17 protein-coding genes are annotated in these 17,566 nt (G+C 76.1%); 7 read left to right on the forward strand and 10 right to left on the reverse strand.

Going from position 1 to position 17,566, the window contains the following annotated elements; genetic code table 11:
• Window positions 1-83: 83 nt before the first annotated feature.
• The 8 genes from JOD57_RS19185 to JOD57_RS19220 form a co-directional block, all read right to left on the reverse strand.
• Window positions 84-614, reverse strand: a complete 531-nt coding sequence (locus JOD57_RS19185) for an MOSC domain-containing protein (RefSeq protein ID WP_204693483.1) — start codon at window positions 612-614, stop codon at window positions 84-86.
• Complete coding sequence (locus tag JOD57_RS19190; protein ID WP_204693484.1) at window positions 611-1,270, reverse strand: energy-coupling factor transporter transmembrane component T family protein; 660 nt, start codon at window positions 1,268-1,270, stop codon at window positions 611-613. The genes JOD57_RS19185 and JOD57_RS19190 overlap by 4 nt, the downstream gene beginning before the upstream one ends.
• Window positions 1,267-2,007, reverse strand: coding sequence for an energy-coupling factor ABC transporter ATP-binding protein (locus tag JOD57_RS19195; RefSeq protein ID WP_204693485.1), 741 nt, complete (start codon window positions 2,005-2,007; stop codon window positions 1,267-1,269). The genes JOD57_RS19190 and JOD57_RS19195 overlap by 4 nt, the downstream gene beginning before the upstream one ends.
• Window positions 2,004-2,567 (reverse strand): biotin transporter BioY, encoded by a 564-nt coding sequence (locus tag JOD57_RS19200; protein WP_204693486.1) that lies wholly within the window; start codon window positions 2,565-2,567, stop codon window positions 2,004-2,006. The genes JOD57_RS19195 and JOD57_RS19200 overlap by 4 nt, the downstream gene beginning before the upstream one ends.
• A 112-nt stretch (window positions 2,568-2,679) precedes the next feature.
• Complete coding sequence (locus tag JOD57_RS19205) at window positions 2,680-3,078, reverse strand: globin (RefSeq protein WP_204693487.1); 399 nt, start codon at window positions 3,076-3,078, stop codon at window positions 2,680-2,682.
• Complete coding sequence (locus JOD57_RS19210) at window positions 3,075-4,370, reverse strand: MFS transporter (protein WP_204693488.1); 1,296 nt, start codon at window positions 4,368-4,370, stop codon at window positions 3,075-3,077. The genes JOD57_RS19205 and JOD57_RS19210 overlap by 4 nt, the downstream gene beginning before the upstream one ends.
• Window positions 4,367-5,386 carry a mechanosensitive ion channel family protein gene (locus JOD57_RS19215; RefSeq protein WP_204693489.1) on the reverse strand — a complete coding sequence of 340 codons (1,020 nt, stop codon included), beginning with the start codon at window positions 5,384-5,386 and terminating at the stop codon, window positions 4,367-4,369. Before JOD57_RS19215 ends, JOD57_RS19210 begins: the two co-directional genes overlap by 4 nt.
• Before the next feature lie 32 nt (window positions 5,387-5,418).
• Window positions 5,419-7,506: a prolyl oligopeptidase family serine peptidase gene (locus JOD57_RS19220; RefSeq protein ID WP_204693490.1), complete on the reverse strand. Its 2,088-nt coding sequence runs from the start codon at window positions 7,504-7,506 to the stop codon at window positions 5,419-5,421.
• 230 nt (window positions 7,507-7,736) lie between these two features.
• On the opposite strand from JOD57_RS19220, the gene JOD57_RS19225 reads away from it, so the two are divergent.
• The 4 genes from JOD57_RS19225 to JOD57_RS19240 all read left to right on the forward strand — a co-directional run bounded on the left by JOD57_RS19225 (window position 7,737) and on the right by JOD57_RS19240 (window position 11,197).
• Window positions 7,737-8,264 carry an HNH endonuclease gene (locus JOD57_RS19225; protein WP_307824795.1) on the forward strand — a complete coding sequence of 176 codons (528 nt, stop codon included), beginning with the start codon at window positions 7,737-7,739 and terminating at the stop codon, window positions 8,262-8,264.
• Window positions 8,261-9,121: an SCO6745 family protein gene (locus JOD57_RS19230; protein WP_204693491.1), complete on the forward strand. Its 861-nt coding sequence runs from the start codon at window positions 8,261-8,263 to the stop codon at window positions 9,119-9,121. The genes JOD57_RS19225 and JOD57_RS19230 overlap by 4 nt, the downstream gene beginning before the upstream one ends.
• Before the next feature lie 253 nt (window positions 9,122-9,374).
• Entirely contained in the window at window positions 9,375-10,535 is a 1,161-nt protein-coding gene (locus JOD57_RS19235) for a hypothetical protein (protein WP_204693492.1), read from the forward strand.
• Window positions 10,535-11,197 carry a class F sortase gene (locus JOD57_RS19240; RefSeq protein ID WP_204693493.1) on the forward strand — a complete coding sequence of 221 codons (663 nt, stop codon included), beginning with the start codon at window positions 10,535-10,537 and terminating at the stop codon, window positions 11,195-11,197. Before JOD57_RS19235 ends, JOD57_RS19240 begins: the two co-directional genes overlap by 1 nt.
• Window positions 11,198-11,247: 50 nt before the next feature.
• Here JOD57_RS19240 and JOD57_RS19245 read toward each other — a convergent pair whose 3' ends face one another.
• Window positions 11,248-12,513 carry a kynureninase gene (locus tag JOD57_RS19245; protein ID WP_204693494.1) on the reverse strand — a complete coding sequence of 422 codons (1,266 nt, stop codon included), beginning with the start codon at window positions 12,511-12,513 and terminating at the stop codon, window positions 11,248-11,250.
• Window positions 12,514-12,550: 37 nt separating this feature from the next.
• On the opposite strand from JOD57_RS19245, the gene JOD57_RS19250 reads away from it, so the two are divergent.
• From JOD57_RS19250 to JOD57_RS19260, 3 genes are read left to right on the forward strand one after another with little or no spacing between them, the layout of a single operon-like run.
• Entirely contained in the window at window positions 12,551-13,990 is a 1,440-nt protein-coding gene (locus tag JOD57_RS19250; protein WP_204693495.1) for an amidase, read from the forward strand.
• Window positions 13,991-14,020: 30 nt separating this feature from the next.
• Window positions 14,021-14,386, forward strand: coding sequence for an aa3-type cytochrome oxidase subunit CtaJ (gene ctaJ / locus JOD57_RS19255; RefSeq protein WP_204693496.1), 366 nt, complete (start codon window positions 14,021-14,023; stop codon window positions 14,384-14,386).
• A 60-nt stretch (window positions 14,387-14,446) separates the two neighbouring features.
• The gene (locus JOD57_RS19260) at window positions 14,447-14,899 is read left to right on the forward strand and encodes a DUF5130 family protein (protein WP_204693497.1); all 453 of its coding nucleotides are present in this window, start codon (window positions 14,447-14,449) and stop codon (window positions 14,897-14,899) included.
• Between the two features lie 115 nt (window positions 14,900-15,014).
• Here the strand turns inward: JOD57_RS19260 and pepN are convergent, their stop codons facing one another.
• A complete protein-coding gene (pepN, locus tag JOD57_RS19265) occupies window positions 15,015-17,564 on the reverse strand; it encodes an aminopeptidase N (RefSeq protein WP_204693498.1) in 2,550 nt (849 codons plus the stop codon).
• Window positions 17,565-17,566: the final 2 nt, after the last annotated feature.

A 17,566-nucleotide genomic window follows, 5' to 3' on the forward strand; every position in this document is an offset into this window, starting at 1 on the left:
ACGGGCCGGGCCGCCGCGGGGTTCCGCCGCACGTCGTGCTCTGCTCCACACCGAGGGCAGGGCACGACGGCGCGGCAGCCGGGTCAGATCACCCGGGGCACCGGCCGGTCGGTCCCGGTCGGCGCCCCGCGGCGGGCGGCCTCCTCCTCGGAGACGGGCCGGACGACGGCGCCCTCGGCGATCTGCGCGCCGGCGAACACCGCCGCGTTGACCCCGCCGCGGTGCACCATCGCCTTCACCAGCCGGGCGCCGGTCAGCCGCTCGAGGTGGGTGCACGGCGGGCAGCGCTTGGCCCCAAACAGCAGCGCGTCGCCGACGGCGAACCAGCGCCCCACCAGCGACGGCAGGTCGATCCCGGTGGTCACCAGGTTGCGGCGGGTGTCACCTGGCGCCAGCGGCACGCCCACCTCGGCGGCCACCGCGGCGACGTCGGCGGCGTCGATGAGCGTCAGCTGCTTCTCCAGGTCGGGGTACTGCGCCCACGTCCCGCCGCCCAGGGCGTAGCGGTCGCCGTCGAGGCCGCGTCCGGTCAGCAGCCGCGCCGTCGGCGCCCGCCGCATCGGCGCGGCCGCCACCGGGGTCAGCCAGATCTCGAGCAGGGAGCCAGCGGTCACGTGACCTCCGGGGTGGGAGTGCGCCGGCGGCGCGCGGGAGGGACGTCGTCGGCGCCGCGGGCGTCGAGCGCCTCGCTGACGTCGTGGGCCATCTGCAGGACCTGCACGAGCAGCGGGGCGACCGTGGTCCGCAGCGCGCGGATCCCGCGCGGCGAGCCGCCGCGGGCGGCCTGGGCGGCCCGGATCCGGTCGGCGCGCTCGACCAGCACCGGGATGAACCGCAGCGCCAGGGTGATCACCAGGCCCACCCGGTGCGGTCGCACGCCGACCAGCCGCAGCGGGGCGCAGACGCGCTCGACCACCGCCACCATCGCGCTCACCCGCGTCGTCGCGGTCACCACGGCTGCGGCCAGCACCAGGGTCAGCAGCCGCAGGACCACGTGCGCGCCGGTGAGCAGGTCGGTGGTCAGCGCGTGGACGACGAGCAGCGCCAGCAGCCACCACGCCACCGCCCGCGCCTGCCGGGCGAGGACGGCGACCGGCAGCCGGGCGACGCCGAGCCCCACGGCCACCGTCGCCAGCAGGGCGGCGCCGGCCGCCGGCAGCGTCGGCAGGACGAACAGGACGACGGCCAGGACCGCGAGGCCGAGCAGCTTCGCGCCCGCCGGCAGCCGGTGGACGACGCTGGCCCGCGGGACGTAGAGGGCGAGGGTCACCGGCCGGCCATCAGCGCACGGTAGGCGGCCACGGCCGGCCCGGGCGGGGCGTCCTCGACGACGCGGCCGCCGTCCACCACCAGGACGCGGTCGAAGCCGTCGAGCAGGTCGAGCTGGTGGGTGACCACGACCACCTGCTGCTCCAGCCCGTCCACCAGCTCGGCGATCCGGCGGGCGTTGACCAGGTCGAGCAGCGTCGTCGGCTCGTCGAAGACGATCCGGGCCGGCCGCATCACGAGCACGCCGGCGATGGCCAGCAGCTGCTTCTGCCCGCCCGACAGCAGGTGCGCCGGGTGGTCGGTGTGCCCGGCCAGGCCGTAGCGCGCCAGCACCTCGGCCACCCGGGCCGCGCGCTCGTCGGGGGGCACGCCCTGGTTCTCCAGCCCGTAGGCGACGTCCTCGGCCACGGTGGGGTGCACGATCTGCGCGTCGGGGTCCTGGAAGACGAAGCCGACCCGCCGCCGCACGGCGCGCACCTGGGTCCGGGTGTCCAGCCCGTCGACCAGCACCCGCCCCTCGGTGGGCACCACCAGGCCGTTGAGCAGCCGGGCGAGGGTGCTCTTGCCCGACCCGTTGGCCCCGATGACGCCGACGCGCGCCTCGGTCAGCGTCAGGTCGACGCCGTCGAGCACCACCCGGTCGCCGTACCGGTGCCCGACCCCGCGCAGCTCGATGCCGCGGGCGGGGTCGGCGACGTCGGGGGCGGCGGTCGCCGCACCGGGACGGCGGAACCTCACCGGGTGGTGGCGGTCCGCCGGGGACGCTCGATGACCGGGTAGCTGCGCCGCACGACGTCGGCGATGGCCGCGGCGACGAACGCCTTGAACAGGTCGCCCGGGAGGAACGGGACGGCGCCGCCGGTCAGCGCCGCGCCCCACGAGAGCCCGCTCACTGCCTTGAGCACCGGCACGCCGACGGCGTAGACGACCACGATGCCGCCGACGACGTTGAACAGCACGCCACGCAGCACGGAGTACCGGTCCCAGGAGCGCTCCGTCAGCCAGCCGATGACGAAGGCGGCGACCGGCCAGCTGAACAGGTAGCCCGCCGTCGGCCCGGCGAAGGGCGCCAGGCCGCCGGCGCCGCTGGCCAGCAGCGGCAACCCGACCGCCACCAGGACCAGGAACAGCAGCACGGCGAGGAACCCGCGGCGCGCGCCGAGCACGCTGCCGGCCAGCATCACGCCGAGGGTTTGCGCGGTGATGGGCACCGGGCCGATCGGGATGGCCGGCAGCGTGCCCAGCACCGCGATGATCGCGGCGAACAGGGCGACGTAGGCGAGGTCCCTGGTCTTCACGGCGTCTCCTCCCGGGGCGGCGGGCGCCAGCCCGCGCAGGTCCCCGCGGAAGGTACCGGAGGACGGGCCCCCGTCCGGGCGGGGGACGGGCCGCCGGGCGCCCTCGTCGGGCTCAGCGGTTCTGCATGCTCCGGGCGGCCATCTCCATGTACCCCCACAGCGTGGCGTCCTGCTCCTCGGTCAGGTCGAGGGAGTCGACGGCGTCGCGCATGTGTCGCAGCCACGCGTCGCGCTCGGCCGGGCCGATCGCGAACGGCGCGTGCCGCATGCGCAGCCGCGGGTGGCCACGCTGCTCCTGGTAGGTGGTCGGCCCGCCCCAGTACTGCTGGAGGAACATCCGCAGCCGGGTCTCGGCGCCGTCCCAGTCGTCCTGGGGGTACAGCGGCGCGAGGACCGGGTCGGACCGCACGCCGGTGTAGAAGCGCGCGACCAGCTGCCGGAAGACCGGCTCGCCGCCGACCTCCTCGTAGAAGGTCCGCGCCGAGGGCAGGGACCTGCGCGCCTCGCTCATGACACCGATGGTCCCGCAGCCGGGCCGTCCCCCGCCACGGCGGGCCGGGTCCGGGCGAAACCGAGCAGCGGCGGGACGACGGCGAGCAGGCCGAGCCCGCCGGCCACCGCCACGACGGCGCCCGGCGGCACCCGCTCGGCGGCCAGGCCCGCGCCGAGCGCCCCGAGCCCCTGGACGCCGTAGAGGCCGCTGACCGCCACCCCGAAGGCGCGGCCGCGGTAGGCCGCCGGCACCGCCTGCACGAAGGAGACGTTGAGCGGGATCGTCCACGACGCCCCGAGGCCGGCCACGAACAGCAGCGCCACGACGAGCGTGTACGCCCCGCGGCCGGGTCCGGCGGCCACCGCCACCAGCCCGGCCAGCAGCACCGGCGCCAGCGAGAGGGCCACCAGCACCGGCATGAGCCGCTCGCTGCGCGCCGTCCCCAGCAGCCGGGCGACCACCAGGCCGCCGACGGTCACCCCCAGCGGGTTGGCCGCCAGGAGCACGCCCAGCTGGGCGGGGCCCTCGCCGAGGGACTCGGTCAGCGGGACGGCGATGCCCTCGGCGGCGTTGGCGAACAGCGTCCCGGTCCACAGCAGCCCGATGATCGACAGCAGGCGGGGCGTGCGGCCGATCAGCCGCAGCCCCTCGGCGGCGTCGCGCCACACCGACGAGGGGCTGCCGTCGTCGATCTCGGTCACCGGGGCCGGCCGGCGCTCCAGGGTCGCGGCGAGCCAGACCGCGGAGACGAGGAAGGTGGCCGCGTCCAGCAGCAGCACCACCGTGGGGTCGAGCACGGTGACCAGCCCGCCGGCGACGACGAAGCCCACCACCTGGGCCACCTGCAGGCTGACGTTGGTCAGCGAGGTGGCCACGGCGTAGGGCTCGCCCTCGAGGACGTCGGCCATCAGCGCCGAGCGGGCCGACTCGAAGGGCGGGGCCAGCAGCGACACCAGCAGCAGCAGGACCAGCAGCAGGACCAGCGGCATCCCGGGCAGCGCCATCGTGGCGACCAGCAGCGCGCGGGCGACGTCGCTGGCGATGAGCACGCGGTGCCGCGGGAACCGGTCGGCGAAGGTGGCCAGCACCGGACCGCCCACCGCCCACGGCAGGAAGCTCAGGGCGAAGGTCAGCGCCGACAGCAGCGGCGAGTCGGTGCGCTGGTAGACGAGGACGGTCAGCGCCACCCGAGCGAGCTCGTCGCCGATGGTGGAGAGCGTGTAGGTGCCGAACAGCGGCCGGAACTCCCGGACGGCGAAGACCTCACCGAAGGTGGCCGGGCGACCGTCACCGGTGTCGCCCTCGCTCACCGGGCACCCACCGCGGTCGGGGCGGCGCCGATCAGCGGCGGCGGGGTCCTGATGCCCTCGGCGACGAAGCGCTCCTTGAGGCGCATCCGCAGCTCCCGGCCGACCCGCCACTGGTCGGCGTTGGTCGAGCGCACCTGCACCCGCAGGAAGACGCCCTCGGCGGTGATCTGCTCGACGCCGAGGGACTCGGGCTCGGCCAGCAGCGCCGTCGCCCACTCGTCCTCGGCGTACATCGCGTCGGCGACCTCCTGCATCACCCGGCGGCAGCGCTCGAGGTCGGTGTCGTGGGCGACGGGCATGTCGATGACCACCTGCGCGTAGCCCTGGCTCTTGTTGCCCACCCGCAGGATCTCGCCGTTGCGGGCGTACCAGACGACGCCGTTGACGTCGCGCAGCCGGGTGATCCGCAGCCCGACGGCCTCCACGGTCCCGCTGGCCTCGCCGAGGTCGACGACGTCGCCGACGCCGTACTGGTCCTCGAGGATGATCCCGATGCCGGCGATGAAGTCCTTGATCAGGTTCTGCGCGCCGAAGCCGAGCGCCACGCCGACCACGCCCGCGCTGGCCACGATCGGCGCCAGGTTGATCCCGACCTCGCCCAGCACCAGCACGACGGCGATGCCCATGATCACGAACGAGGCGAAGCTGCGCAGCACCGAGCCGATCGCCTCGGCCCGCTGGGTGCGGCGGGCCGCGACCTGCTCCAGCGGGTCACCGGACCCGGTGGCGCGGCCGCGCAGCGGCCGCAGGATCGTCGGCACCGCTCCGGTGGCGGTGCGGTCGGTCAACCGGCGGACCGCGCGGTGCACCAGCAAGCGGACGGTCGCGGCGAGCACCACGACGAGGAGGATCTTTGCCGGCTTCTCGACCAGTGCCTCGGCGTTGGTGGCCAGCCAGTCCAGGCCGGACAGCTCGTAGACCTTGGCGCACAGCGTGGTCGGGTCGTCGACGCAGGCGGGGACGTCGTCAGCCGGCCCGCTGTCGGCAGCAGCGAGCACGGAGGGTGAACCGTTCATCACTCCCCATGGTGTCAGGTCGGGACGGTCGGTCAGGAGCCCGCCGCGCCCCAGCCGGACAGACCGGTGGCGGCGGCGAGGAAGGCGAGCTGGTCGGCGGCCAGGCCCACGGTGCGGCTGACCGCCCGCGCGCCGTGGCCCACCGACGTCTCCCGGCGCAGCACGACCGGCGCGTCGGACGCGGTGGCCGCCTGCAGGGCGGCGGCCAGCTTGCGGGCGTGCAGCGGGTCGACGCGGGTGTCGGACTCGAAGGTCGTGAACAGCACCGCCGGGTAGGCGGTGCCCTCGGTGACGGCGTGGTACGGCGAGTAGCCCAGCAGCCAGCCCAGCTCGACCGGGTCGTCGGCGGTGCCGTACTCGTCGTTCCAGGTCCGGCCCAGGCCGAAGCGCTCGTAGCGCACCATGTCCAGCAGCGGGGCGCTGCAGACGACGCCGGCGGCCAGGTCCGGCCGCTGGGTGAGCGTGGCGCCCACGAGCAGGCCGCCGTTGGAGCCGCCCATCACCGCCAGCTGCGCGTGCGTCGTCCAGCTCTCGGCGACCAGGTGCTCGCCCGCGGCGGCGAAGTCGTCGAAGACGTTCTGCTTGCGCTCGCGCATGCCGGCGCGGTGCCACTCCTCGCCGTGCTCGGAGCCGCCGCGCAGGTTGGCCACCGCCCACACGCCGCCGGCGGCGACCCAGGCCAGCGCCTGCGCCGAGTAGGACGGGGTGAGCGCGACGTTGAAGCCGCCGTAGCCGTAGAGGACCGCCGGCCGCGGGGTGTCCGGCGCCCCGGCCGCCGAGAGCACGAACAGGTGCACCGGCGTCCCGTCGGCCGAGGTCGCGTGCGTCTCGACGACGGTCACCGCGGGCACCTCGCCGGTCACCGGGGCGCGCTCGTCCTCGGCCAGCGCCGTCGGCTCGGCGGCGTCCCAGCGCAGCACCGACGGCGGCGTGGCGTGGTCGGTGTAGCCGACCCAGGCGCGCGTGCCGCCCTCCGGCGGAGCGCTGACGCCGGAGACGCTGCCGACGCCGAGGCCGGTCACCTCGGCCCGCCGTCCCGAGCCGTCCCCGGCCCACACCGAGAGCCGGTCGGTGGCGTCGACCGAGTGGACGGCGAGCACCTGCAGCGACCCGTCGGGGGCGTCGACGAGGGCGACGTCGGTCAGGACGCCGTCGTCGGACTGCGGGACGACGTCGCGCCACGCCGCCGGCGTCCACGTCGCGGGGTCGGCGGGGTCGGCGACGGCCAGCCGCCAGCGCGGGGTGCCGCGGTCGCTCATCAGCCACAGCCGGCCGTCGCGGGCGACCCAGGCGGCGGTCTGCGCGTCGACGCCGACCTGCAGCTCCCGCAGGACGGCGTCCCCACCGAGGTCGGCCAGCCAGACGTCGTCGCGCGGCGCGGTCCCGGCGGAGGCCAAGACGACCAGCCAGCGGCCGTCGGCGCTGGTCCGCACGCCGTAGTAGTTGGTGGGGTCCAGGCCCTCGCCGTGCACGAGGACGTCGTCGCCGGGGTCGGCGCCGACCCGGTGGCGCCAGACCCGCCGGTGGAACTGCTCCTCGCCGGCGGGGACCTGGCCGGGCGCCAGCCGGCGGACGTAGAAGAGCTCCTCCCCGCCGGGCAGCCAGGCGACGGGGGAGTAGCGGCAGCGGTCGACCGGCCCGTCGAGCTGCTCGCCGGTGGCGACGTCGAGGACGTACAGCCGGGACTCCTCGTCGCCGCCGGTGGACAGCTGGTAGGCCAGCCGGTCGCCGTCCCAGGACGGCGACCAGGCGTCGAGGGTGGTCGTCCCCGACGGGTCCACCGCCATCGGGTCGACCAGCACGCGGACGGTGCCGTCGGGCTCGCGGACCCGGAGGACGGCGTGCTCCTGGCCGGGGTCGCGACGGGTGGAGAAGGCCCGCCCGCCGCGGTGCACCGGGACGCCGACCGCGCCGGCGTGCACCAGCCGCTCGAGGCGGGCGGTGAAGTCCGCGCGCAGCGGGAGGGCGCCGAGGACGTCGGCGGCGAGGGCGTCCTCGGCCGCCGTCCAGGTCCGCGTGCGCGGGTCGTCGGCGTCCTCGAGCCAGCGGTAGGGGTCGGCCACGCGGTGGCCGTGCAGGTCCTCGACCAGGTCGAGCTTCTCGGCATGGGGATGGCGCACCCGGTCCACCGTAACGGCGGCCGCGGCGCGCTCCCGGACGTCCCGGTTCCTGCACGCCGGCCTCCCGCGCGCGCCGGAGCCCCTGCCCAGGGCAGGATGGAGAGGCCCGCGGGCCGCCCCGGTACGGCGGTCCGGGCGTCCGGAGGTGATCCGTGCCGCGTTCTGCGCCCGGGTCGGTCGCAGGCCATCCAGGTCCGCGCCGCGACCCCGTCGTCCGACCCCGGCTGCCCGTGCCCTCGTCCGGCACCACGGCGGCCACGCTGCTGCTCAACGCCACCTACGAGCCGCTGTGCGTGGTCTCCAGCCGCCGCGCCATCGTGCTGGTGCTCGCCGAGAAGGCCGAGCCGGTCGACACCGCCGCGGAGGTCGTGCACGCCGAGCGGCTCAGCCTCGCCGTCCCCGTGGTCGTGCGCCTGACCCGGTACGTGCGGGTGCCCTACCCGGCGCAGGTGCCGCTCTCGCGCCGGGCGGTGTTCACCCGCGACGGGCAGACCTGCGTCTACTGCGGCGGGTCGGCCACCAGCATCGACCACGTCGTGCCGCGCAGCCGCGGCGGGACGCACACCTGGGACAACGTCGTGGCCGCCTGCCGCCGGTGCAACCACACCAAGGCCGACCGGTCGCTGGCCGAGCTGGGGTGGAAGCTGCCGCACCCGCCCCGGACCCCGAGCGGGGCGGCGTGGCGGCTGCTCGGGGCGCGCACCGTCGACCCGCGCTGGCGGGAGTGGCTGGGCGTGCCGGAGAGCGTGAGCGCGTGACCTCGGCCGGGACGGCGCGGCGGCTGTGGGCGCTGGGGGAGCCGTTCCACGCGCTCACCTACTTCGCCGACGAGGCGCGGGCGGCGGGGGAGGGCGCGGGGCTCCGCGGCTTCTGGTCGGTCTACTTCGCCCAGCGCGCGGCGCCGCTCGGGCCGGTGGGACCGGAGGTCGTGACGGCGACCTTCTACAACTTCGCGCCGGCCTTCGTCGCCCGCCGCGTGCCGGACGTGTGGTCGTCGGTCACGCCCGCCGCCGCGCTCGAGGCGCGGCTGGCGGGGGTGGACGCCGCGGTGCGCCGGGTCCTGGGGGAGTGGGCGACGTCGGCCGGGGCGGCCGAGGCCGCCGAGCTGGCCGGGGCCGCGGCGCGGGCGGTCGACCTGCCCGGGCGGCCGCTGGCGGCGGCCAACGCGGGGCTCGAGCCGCCCGGCGAGCCGCACCTGGCGCTGTGGCAGGCGCTCACGACGCTGCGGGAGCACCGCGGCGACGGGCACAGCGCGGCCCTGCTCGACCGGGAGGTGTCCGGCACCGGCGCGCTCGTGCTGGCGGCGGCCGCGGGCCGCACCGACCGGGACTGGCTGCAGCGTGCCCGCGGGTGGGACGACGAGGCGTGGGAGTCCGCGGCCGAGGAGCTGTCCGCCCGCGGCTGGCTCGACGGCGCGGAGCTCAGCGCCGAGGGCCTGGCCATGGTGACGGCCATCGAGGCCGACACCGACCGGCTGGCGCTCGGGCCGTGGCGGGCGATCGGTGACGCCGGCTGCGACCGGCTGGCCGAGCTGCTGACCCCGGTGCGCCGCGCCGTCGTCGCCGCCGGGCTCTTCCCCGACCACAACCCCATCGGTGCCCCCGACCCCTCCTGAGGTCGGCGGCATGTCAGGACCTGTCCCCAGACCGCGCGCCGGCCGCTGAGAGTTGCCGTCCACGAGCGGGGCGACGCGGCGGACGGCCGGCGACTAGTGCCAAGTCCCGGGCGCATCGCGGCACACTCCCGTCACAGGGGGTCCCACGCGTCCCACGACGCGTGTCGCCTACGGATCCGGACTTCACGGTGACCATACGTTCCGGGCCTGGTCAGCGCCGACGGGGCGCTGCGGTCGCCGGAAGGTGCCCCTCATGTCCACCCCCCTCCCCAAGCGCCGGCCCCAGGTGCAGCGCTTCGGTCTCGCCGGCATCGGCGCTGCCGTGCTGTTCGTCGGGATCGCCTCCCCGGCCGCCGCGGCGACCGACGTCGTCCTCCCGCTCGAGCCGGCCGAGGTGGCCCTGCTGAACATCCCGGTCGAGAACTACAGCAGCACGGCCATGGACCCCATGAACGGCCCCACCGGGGTCCCCACGCCCGTCGTGGTCCAGTACGGCGAGACGCTGACCGTGGACCTGGCCGACGGCCTCGACCCCAGCAACGCGGTGGTCGAGATCGAGTTCCCCGACACCGCCGCCGACACCGACTCCGACCCGGACAAGGTCTACTCCACGGACCCGAGCGCGACCGACCCGCTGCTCGTGACCCCGGTCCCCGGCACGAACGACCTCACGATCGCCCTGCCGGCGGACGACACCGTGAACGGGCCGTTGGCCACCCTCCGCATCGTCCCCGTCGACACCGACCCCGCCGTCCTGGGCCCGGAGTTCACCGTCGACCCGGAGATCGTGTACCAGCTGGACCTCAGCGCCACGGCCCCGACCAACACCACCCTCTACCCCGAGCTCCTGGCGTTCGCCCAGGTGCCCTGCGCCCTGAGCTCGCCGACGCCGTGCCCGGTCGCGGTGACCGCCGGATCCGGGCTCGTCCTCGACCTGACCGCCGACTCGGCGCTGCGGGACCTCGGCCTCACCGACCTCACCGGCATCGAGCTCGAGCTGGCCAGCATCGACGACCCCACCGCCGCTCCGGTGCCGCTCACCGTCGAGGCGAGCGGTTCCACGGCGCGGGCCGTCCTGCCCGCCGAGCTGGCCGCCGGTTCCTACGCCCTCGTCCTCGGCCAGCCGACGGCGTCGGGCTTCTCCATCGTGCTGGCCGAGCTGGCCGTGGCCGCCGCACCCGCGCCGGTCGCCGCTCCGTCGGCTGCGCCCACCACCGCCGCGCCGAGCACCCAGGCCGTCGTCGCCAACACGGGCCTGCGCTCCAACACCGGAGTCACGGCCCCGGCCGCCGAGACCGGCACCGGGACCGTCGCCGCGGGGGCAGGCCTGCTGCTCCTCGCGGGCGCCGGCGGCGTCGCCGTCGCCCGCACCCGCCGCCGTCCGGCGGTCGAGACCGGGACGGGCGAGGCCTGATGCGGCCGGGGCGGCGCACCGCCGCGATCACGGCGGTCGCCGCCCTCGGCATCGCCGGCAGTGCCGTGCTCGCCGTCGGCCTGACCGACGGCTGGCAGCCGGCCGCGGCCGCCGGGTCCGCCGACCCGGTGGCCGCGGCCACCGCCGGCGCGCCGGCCGAGCCCGCGCAGCCCACCCTGCCCCCCGAGGGGGTCACGCTGCCGACGCCGTCCTCGGACGTGCACGTGAGCGTGCCCGCCGTGGGCCTGGACCTGCCCGTGCTGCCGCTGGACCCGAGCGGCGGCGTGATCAACCCACCCGCCCTGACGGCGGCCTACTGGATCGAGCCCTACGGCGACCCGGTCGGCTCGGCCGGGGAGGCGGACAACACGCTCTACCTCGCCGCCCACGCGACCGGCACCGGCGAGTACGGCTTCGACTCCCTGGTCGACGTCGGCTCGGCGGGCAGCACCCTCATCCCGGGTGACGTCGTCGAGGTCAGCACCCCCGACGGCACGGTCGAGTACACCGTCCAGCGCACCGAGCGGGTCGCCAAGGGTGAGCTGCCCGACGCGACCGACGTCTGGGAGGCCGCACCGGGCCGGCTGGTGCTCATCACCTGCTTCCAGCGCGACACCACGCACGCCGCCACCGAGAACCTGGTCGTGTTCGCGCAGTCCTGACCGGGCACGTCCGCGGAGACGGCACGGGGCATCTCCGCGGACGTGCACGCTCAGGTGACGCGGGCACGCTCCTCGGGGTAGGCCGTCCAGCCGCCGTCCTTGAGCAGCGCTCGGAAGCGGTCGACGGCGTCCCAGACGTCGACGAAGCGGGTGTAGAGCGGCGCCGGGCCGAACCGCACGCGGTCGGGCGTGCGGAAGTCGGGGACGACGCCGCGGTCGACCAGCGCCCGGGTCAGCTGCCACGCCGCCGGGTGGGCGAGCGTGACGTGCGCGCCGCGGCGGGCGGGGTCGCGCGGGCTGGCCAGCGCGACGCCGTGCGGCGCCAGGTGCTCGTCGGCCAGCGCGACCAGCAGGCCGGACAGCGCCCGCCCCTTGGCCGCGAGCCGGTCGATCCCGGCCTCGGCGACCAGCCGCACGCCCACCTCCACCGCGGCCGCGGCCAGCACCGGCGGCGTACCGGCGGCGAAGCGCCCGATCCCCGGCACCGGGTCGTAGACCGGGCCCATCGCGAACTGGTCGCGCTGGCCGAACCAGCCCTGGATCGGCGGGCGCAGCGACTCCTGCAGCTCCCGCCGCACGTAGAGGAAGGCCGGCGACCCCGGCCCGCCGTTGAGGTACTTGTACGTGCAGCCGACGGCGAGGTCGACGCCGTTCGCCGCCAGGTCGAGCGCGACGGCCCCGGCGGCGTGCGAGAGGTCCCACAGCACGAGAGCGCCGGCGTCCCGGGCCGCCGCCGTCACCGCCGCGACGTCGGCCAGCGCGCCCGATCGGTAGGCCACCGCCGACAGCACGACGACGGCGACCCGCCCGTCGAGCGCCGCGCCCAGCACCGCCGGGTCGAGCCCCTCGTCCACGTCGGCGGGCACCTCCCGCACCGTCATGCCCCGCGCCGCGGCCACCCCGGCGACGACGTAGCGGTCGGTGGGGAAGTCGTCGGCGCAGCACACGAGCACGTCGCGGCCCGGACGGGCGTCGACGGCGGCCACCAGCAGCGCGTACAGGTCCACGGTGGTGGAGTCGGCGATCAGCACCTCGCCGGGGCGGGCACCCAGGACGCCGGTGCCGACGACGTCGCCGACGCGGGTGCCGACGTCGATCCACGACGCCCACGACCCGACCAGCCCGCGGCCCCACTCCTGCTCGGCCACGCGCGCCAGCGCCGCCGGCGTCTCCCGCGGCATCCGGCCCAGCGAGTTGCCGTCGAGGTAGAGCAGCCGCCCCGGCCCGTCGTCGTCGGTGCCGGCGAACCGGGCGCGGTACCCCGCCAGCGGGTCGGCGGCGTCGAGCGCCGCGGCGGCGGCGCGGGTGAGGTCCACGGCGCCTGTCTACCCGTCGCCGATAGCGTCCCCGACCGTGACCGGCACACAGCTGCACGAGCTCACCGCGCTGCAGCAGGCGGCCGCCGTCCGCGCGGGGGAGGTGAGCCCCACCGAGCTGGTCCGCTCCGCCCTGGCCCGCGTCGAGGCGCTCGACGCCGGGCTCGGCGCCTTCGTCACGGTCACGCCCGAGCGGGCGCTGGCCGCGGCCGCCGCGGCCGACGCGCGGGTGCTGCGCGGCGGGGAGCTGCCGCCGCTGCTCGGCGTCCCCACGGCGATCAAGGACCTCAACAACACCGCCGGCGTCCGCACCACCTTCGGCTGCACGGTGTTCGCCGACTTCGTGCCCGAGGTCGACGACGCCGTCGTCGGCAAGCTGGCCGCGGCCGGGACGATCAGCCTGGGCAAGACCAACACCCCGGAGTTCGGCTTCCCCTGCTACACCGACAACGACCTGGTCGGACCGGCGCGCAGCCCCTGGGACCGCACCCGGCTGGCCGGCGGCTCCAGCGGCGGGGCGGCGGTGGCCGTCGCCGCCGGCATGGTCGCGGTCGCGCAGGGCAGCGACGGCGGCGGCTCCATCCGCATCCCGGCCAGCGTCAACGCCCTGGTGGGCGTCAAGCCCAGCCGCGGCCGGGTGAGCAACGCCCCGCTCGGCGGAGACGTCACGGGCCTGGGCACCAACGGCCCGCTGGCCCGCACCGTCCGCGACGCCGCGGCACTGCTCGACGCGATGGCCGGCCCGGTGACCGGCGACGCGTCCTGGGCGCCTCCGCCGCCGCCGGGGGAGACGTTCCTCGGCTACGCCGACCGGCCGGTCGGCCGGCTGCGGATCGGCCGGACGCGGGAGTCGGCCGTGCCCGGGGCCGTCCTCGACCCGGAGGTGGCCGCCGCCTTCGACGACGCCGCCCGGCTGCTGGAGGACCTCGGTCACGAGGTGGTCGACGTCCCGGCCGGCCTGCTGGGCCCGGACGTGCTCGCCGCCTTCGAGCGGGTGTGGTCGCTGTCGGGGACGACGCTGCCGGTGCCGCCCGGGCGGGTGCGGGAGCTGCGGCCGCTGACCCGGGTGCTGCGCGCCCGCGGCCTGGCGCTGTCGGCGCGGGGCGCCATGGAGGCGCTCACCGCGCTGCGGCTGTTCTCCCGCCGCTACGTGCAGGCCACCGAGGGCTTCGACGTCCTCCTGGCGCCGGTGACCACGATGACGCCGCGCCCGCTCGGCTGGTTCGACGCCGACGGCGACGGCGCCGCGGACTTCGAGCGGCAGAAGGCCTACGCCGCCTTCACCGCCCTCTACAACGTCACCGGGCAGCCGGCGGTGAGCCTGCCGCTGTGGTGGACCGACGACGGCCTGCCGATCGGCACGATGCTCGTCGGGCGGCCCGCCGACGAGGCCACGCTGATCGCGCTCTCGGCCCAGCTGGAGGAGGCCCGGCCGTGGTCGCGACGCCGCCCGCCGGGTTGGGACGCGCACGCATAGCCGAGGGGCCGTGGCGGTAGGTTGTGCGGCGTGACCGTCGTCGAGACCCTGCTCGTCTTCGTGGGCGCTCCGCTGGCCGTCTACCTCCTGCTGTGGGCGTTCACCTACCTGCCCGGCGGACGGCGGCGCCAGGGCGTGCAGTACAAGCCGGGCCAGCCCTGGGACCACGAGCCGGTCTGGTACGAGCCCCAGCCGGTCGGCGCCCCGGCGCACACCGCGGGCGAGGGCGACACCCAGGCGGTCGGGTCCTCGCTGTACGGCGAGACCGCGGGCATCGGCTCGTCGGACGGCCACCGCGCCCTGCCCGCCGGGTCGCAGGGCGCCACCGCGGTCTCGGCCGGCGCCCCGGTGCCCGGCTCCGTCGGCCCGCTCGGCGGCGCCCGCGGGACCTGGTGACCGCACCGCGATGACCGCCCGCACCCCCACCCACCCCGCGACCGTCCCCGGAGGCCGGCGATGACCCGCGTCCTGCACGCCGAACCCCACGACACCGGGACGAGGGACACCGCGCCCAACCGGGCCGACGAGGCCTACGACACGGTCTTCAGCTACCGGGAGCTGGCCCGGCTCGACGAGGCGCTCACCATGTCCTCGCGCGAGACCGGCCTGCGCTTCACGCTCTACATCGGCGACCTCGGGTCGCAGACCCGCCTGCGCGCCGAGGAGCTGCACGCCCGCGGCGGCGACCCGGCCGACTCCGTGCTCCTGGCCGTCTCGCCCGGGCAGCGGGTCATCGAGGTGGTCACCGGCCCCTCCGCCGCCCGCCGGCTGCCCGACCGCGCCTGCGCGCTGGCCGTGCTGTCGATGACGAACTCCTTCTCCTCCGGCGACCTCGTGGGCGGCATCGTCAACGGCCTGCGGCAGCTGTCCGACCAGGCCGGCCACCCGCGCGGCGCGCACACCCACTAGCAGCGGAGGACCCCTCCGCCCTCACCGCTCGCGAGCGCGCGACGGGAGGCTGCCGAGGGGTCGGTGCGGGAGGGCCGGGACCCGCCGGGTCCCGGCCCTCCCGCGCGCGCGGCCCTCAGCTCTCCGCGGCGTCCCGCTGCCGGGCGCGCAGGGCGCGGGCGATGCCGTCACGGCCCTCGCTGACCAGTCGGCGCAGGGCTGCCGGGTGGTCCTCCTCGGCCAGCCACGCGTCGGCGGCCCGCAGCGTGTCCTCCTCGACCACCGGCGGGAAGAGGTACTGGACGGCGTTCTTCGCGATCTCGCCGGGGCGCCGGTCCCACATCGGGCCGATCTCGGTGAAGTAGCGGTCGACGTAGGGCGCCGTCAGCTCCCGCTGCGCCGGGTGCCAGAAGCCGGCCACCAGCGCCTCGTGCACGGCGTTCGGGACGTCGGCGTCGTGGAAGGCCTGCCGCCAGGCCTCCGCCTTGGCCTCCGCCGTCGGCCGCAGCGCCCGCGCGGTCGCCGCCCGGCGCGCACCGGTGGCGGTGGCGTCGCGCTCGGCCTCGGCGTCGATCTCGGCGTCCCCCGCCGCGCCGATCGCCACCAGGCCGTTGAGGAACGCCCACCGGGCGTCGGCGTCGACCGCCAGCCCCTCGACCACCCGTGCGCCGTCGAGCAGGCCGCGCAGCACCGTGGCGTGCGCCTCGGTCCGGGCCGCCGAGGACAGCGTGCGCGACCACTGCAGCTGCTCGTCGCTGCCCGGCTCGGCCGCCTCCAGCGCCTGCAGCGACTTGTCGGCCAGCGCCGTCCACCCCGTCTCGGCCCACGCCGGGTCGGCGTAGCTGGTCAGCGACGTCTGCACCCGGGCGAGCAGCGACTGCACCACGCTGATCTCGGTCTCGGCGTCGATGCCGGCCAGGACCAGCTGCACCCAGGCACGGGCGGGCAGCTCGGCGTCGCGGGTCGTGTCCCAGGCCGCCGCCCAGCACAGCGCGCGGGGCAGCGAGTCGGGCATCGCCCCGATGTGGGTGCGCAGCGTGGCCAGCGACCGCTCGTCGAGGCGCAGCTTGGCGTAGGTGAGGTCGTCGTCGTTGACCAGCACGAGGTCGGCGACCGGGTGACCCACCAGGTCGGCGACCTCGGTGCGCGCCCCGTCGACGTCCAGCTCCACCCGCGTGGTGCGGGTCAGCCCGTCGGACCCGCGGTCGTAGAGGCCGACAGCCAGGCGGTGCCGGCGCAGCACCGGGTGCTCGGGGACGGCGGTCTGCTCGATGGCGAAGGAGGCGTAGCGGCCGTCGTCGGTGAGCTCGTACACCGGCCGCAGGGTGTTGACCTGGCTGGTCTCCAGCCACTGCGCCGACCACTCGGTCAGGTCGCGGCCGGTGGCCTCCGACAGCGGGTCGAGCAGGTCGGCCAGCGTGGTGTTGCCGTACTCGTGGTCGCGGAAGTAGCGGCGGATGCCGGCGAGGAACTCCTCCCGGCCGACGTAGGCGACCAGCTGCTTGAGGACCGAGGCGCCCTTGGCGTAGGTGATCCCGTCGAAGTTCACCTCGACGGCGGCGACGTCGACCATGTCGGCGGCGATCGGGTGGGTCGAGGGCAGCTGGTCCTGCGCGTAGGCCCACGCCTTCTCGGCGTTGGCGAACGTCGTCCAGGCGGTCGTGTACTCGGTGGCCTCGGCCTGGCACAGCGTGCTGATGTAGGTGGCGAAGGACTCGTTGAGCCACAGGTCGTCCCACCAGCGCATGGTCACGAGATCGCCGAACCACATGTGCGCCAGCTCGTGCAGCACCGTCTCGGCACGCCGCTCGTACTTGGCCCGGGTGGCCCGCGAACGGAAGACGTAGTCCTCGAGGATGGTCACCGCACCGGCGTTCTCCATCGCCCCGGCGTTGAACTCGGGCACGAAGAGCTGGTCGTACTTGTCGAACGGGTACGGGTAGTCGAAGACCCGGTGGAAGAAGTCGAAGCCCTGCTTGGTCACCCGGAACAGCTCGTCGGGGTCGAGGTGCTCGGCCAGCGAGGCGCGGCAGTACAGGCCGAGCGGGATGCCCTCGTGGTCGTCGGTCACCCGCGCGTAGGGCCCGGCGACGAGCGCGACCAGGTAGGTCGACAGGCGCTTGGTCGGCTCGAAGTGCACCAGCTGCGAGCCACCCGGGCCGGCCTCGATGGTGCGCCCGCCGGTGTTGGAGACGACCTGCCAGTCGAACGGCGCGACCACGTGCACCGTGTAGCTGCCCTTGAGGTCGGGCTGGTCGAAGCAGGCGAAGACGCGCTTGGCGTCGGCCGGCTCGAACTGCGTGTAGAGGTAGACCTGCCCGTCCTCCGGGTCCTCGAAGCGGTGCAGGCCCTCGCCGGAGTTGGAGTACCGGCAGTCGGCGACGACCTCGAGGGTGTTGTCGGCCGCGAGGTCGGCCAGCGGCAGGCCGCCCTCCTCGGTGTAGGTGCCGACGTCGAGCGCCACCCCGTTGAGCATGGCCGAGTGCACCCGCTCGGCGACCAGGTCGATGAACGAGGTCGCGCCCGGCTCGCGGCAGGTGAAGCGCACCGTCGTCGTCGAGGCGAAGGTGCCCGTGCCCGGGCGCCCGGTGCCGTCGGTGAGGTCGAGGGAGAGGTCGTAGCTGTCGACGGCCAGCAGCCGGGCGCGGGCGGCGGCGTCGTCGCGGGTCAGGTTGGGTACGGCCACGC

This window comes from Geodermatophilus bullaregiensis, assembly GCF_016907675.1.
GTDB lineage: Bacteria > Actinomycetota > Actinomycetes > Mycobacteriales > Geodermatophilaceae > Geodermatophilus > Geodermatophilus bullaregiensis.